At 56.1% G+C, this 2,505-nt stretch carries 3 protein-coding genes; 1 reads left to right on the forward strand and 2 read right to left on the reverse strand.

Annotated elements, in window-relative coordinates:
* Positions 1 to 40: 40 nt before the first annotated feature.
* Together WBC85_RS11260 and WBC85_RS11265 are read right to left on the reverse strand one after the other, a co-directional pair.
* Positions 41 to 334, reverse strand: coding sequence for a DUF6958 family protein (locus tag WBC85_RS11260; protein WP_424436861.1), 294 nt, complete (start codon positions 332 to 334; stop codon positions 41 to 43).
* Positions 335 to 353: 19 nt separating this feature from the next.
* Positions 354 to 1,415, reverse strand: a complete 1,062-nt coding sequence (locus tag WBC85_RS11265) for a YeeE/YedE family protein (RefSeq protein WP_424436864.1) — start codon at positions 1,413 to 1,415, stop codon at positions 354 to 356.
* A gap of 121 nt (positions 1,416 to 1,536) precedes the next feature.
* Between WBC85_RS11265 and WBC85_RS11270 the strand changes: the two genes are divergently transcribed.
* Positions 1,537 to 2,505: MFS transporter (locus WBC85_RS11270; protein ID WP_424436867.1), on the forward strand; the 969-nt coding region annotated here is incomplete at its 3' end.

Raw genomic sequence — 2,505 nt, forward strand, 5'->3', positions numbered from 1 at the left:
CCCCAGACCCCCGAGGTATTTCTGGACCAAAGAAGGGGTGTCAGGCCTTGTAAAAGGTTAGCGGTTTGGATGTGGTGCGCAGAAGTAGGCCTTTGGCTTCCAGATCAAGTTGCACGCATTTCGCCCACCATCCGGAAGTTTTCCCATCAGGGAACAGCGTTTCACTGAGGTGTGCTTTTGCACCTTCTTTGAGGGCGGCAAAGGGTAGGCCAGGGGCGGTATCAGGCAGCACCTTTAAAAGCGCGGCGCGCATGTCATGATATTTGTCCGCGCGCACGTTTTCGCTGCGGCCTGGCGTATTCGGGTTTTCAACTGCTATTTTTTCATCGCTCATAGCGCGAGCTTAGCATGATTCAGGCGCTCGCCAAAGCCCCGCGTTGGAATATCAGCCAGTCCGTTGCCATGCCGCCGATCCAGAAAGATGTGAGCGCGGCCCAAGCGGTGCCCGCAAAGATCGAGCCACCGGTGACGCCCGCGCCAATCGCGCAGCCGCCAGCAAGCATTCCGCCAAATCCCATAAGCGCCGCGCCGATCATCGCCTGGCGCATGTTGGAGGTTGTCTCGAAGCCCTGAAATTTAAGCTCTTTTGCGAAAGCGGCAGCGATGAAGGCACCCAAGAACACCCCCGGAACAAGGCCTATGTCGAATTCCAGCACAGCATTGCGATCAAGGAAGAACATCAGCGTATGCGCGGAGGGGCCGGTGAATGTTGCGCTTTCGATTTGCAGCGGATCAAAGGCGACTTGCGCCAGAGAGTAGGTAAGGAACCAGCCAAGCGCGACTGCAAAGCCGACGCCGGAGGCAAAGACCAACCGAGCGGTGCCGATCGCATTGCGCCGCGCAACGATCAAAGCAAGCACCGCAAGCGCAAGGCCGAAGATAAGGCCGAAAGCCTGATCGAGTCCCAGTGTTGCAAGCAGGTCCATGTTGCGTCCGCCCGAAGTGATCCAGAGGCTAGCGAGCCTGTCGCGGATCGGGGAAAACATGCCGGATAGGCTCATCTGTGCGACCACTGCAAAGATCAGTCCCGACACCAGAGAGCGTAAGTTTCCTGTTGCCGCGAGCACCAGCAACCGGCCCGAACACCCGCGAGCGAGCACCATGCCTGCGCCAAACATCAGGCCGCCAATGATTGCGCCCGACCAGCTTCCCGGAACCGCCATCATGCGTGCGTCGGCGGTTTCGATCAGACCCAGCATCTGCGCACCCTGGACCCAGACAACCGCGGTTGAAAAGGTTAAGAGCCAGACGGCGATCTTGTCACCCATGCTGCCGCGCGCAAATTCTACAACGGCGGCGCGTAAGCAAAACTGTGAACGCTGGGCCGCGATGCCGAATACTGTGCCCGTTATCAGACCAAACAGCGCGGCAGCGGGGGCTTCGCCAATGCGTTCGACTAAAGCAACAAGGTCCATTTTCGTCTCGCTTCATAAGGGGCGCGTCACCCATGCAGGAATTGGAATGGATCCGCTTTGATATAGATCAGTTAGGCAGATTGCCTCTCGCCTTGGCTGGCAGAACGGCTTAGGAGGCATAATGAATTCAATTACCCTAGCAGAGTCGCAACACTATCCGTTTTGGCGCAGGCCGATTGCGCTGCTGTTTGTGATGGCCGCAGCCATGCCGATTGCCTTTGCAACGTGGTCGGCGCTGCTGAATAATTTTGTGATTGAGGTCGCCAATTTTGACGGCTCCGACATCGGATGGCTGCATACGGTTCGCGAAATCCCCGGTTTTCTGGCTGTGGGCGTCATCGCGATTATCATATTCATGCGCGAACAGGTCTTGGGGCTGGTTTCACTTGTGATGCTTGGGGTTGCAACGGCGATCACCGCGTGGTTCCCGACGATGGGGGGCATTCTGACGATCACGATGCTTAGCTCTATCGGATTTCATTATTACGAGACGGTGAACCAATCGCTGCAATTGCAATGGATCGAGAAGAAACGCGCGCCGCAAATGCTTGGCTGGCTTTTGGCAGCAGGATCGGGGGCAACGCTGTTGTCCTATGGGCTTATCGTTCTGACGTGGGAAGCTTTCGATCTTAGCTACAATTTCGTTTATCTGGTTTCAGGTGGTTTGACGGCGCTCATGGCGCTGGCCTGTTTCTTTATCTACCCGCAGTTTGACGCACCGCATCCGCAGCTGAAAAAGATGATCCTGCGCAAACGCTACTGGCTTTATTACGCACTGCAATTCATGGCAGGCGCGCGCCGGCAAATTTTCATGGTGTTCGCAGGGTTCATGATGGTCGAGCGCTTTGGCTTTGACGTGCATGAAATTACGGCGCTTTATCTTATCAACCTTGTGGTGAATATCTTCGTGGCACCGCTTATGGGGCGTGCTGTCGCGCGCTGGGGCGAGCAGCGTACCTTGCTGTTTGAATATACGGGACTGGTCATTGTCTTTCTTGCCTACGGCGGAATTTATTGGTTCGGCTGGGGCGTTGTTTTGGCCGCAACGCTTTATGTGCTCGATCATATGTTCTTTGCATTGGCGCTGGCC

This window comes from Planktotalea sp., from assembly GCF_049680325.1.
Taxonomy (GTDB): domain Bacteria; phylum Pseudomonadota; class Alphaproteobacteria; order Rhodobacterales; family Rhodobacteraceae; genus Planktotalea.

Bases quoted from the DNA above. Each gene is read 5' to 3' on its own strand.
- WBC85_RS11260 (WP_424436861.1), bottom strand. From the start codon at position 334: ATGAGCGATGAAAAAATAGCAGTTGAAAACCCGAATACGCCAGGCCGC.
- WBC85_RS11265 (WP_424436864.1), bottom strand. From the start codon at position 1,415: ATGGACCTTGTTGCTTTAGTCGAACGCATTGGCGAAGCCCCCGCTGCC.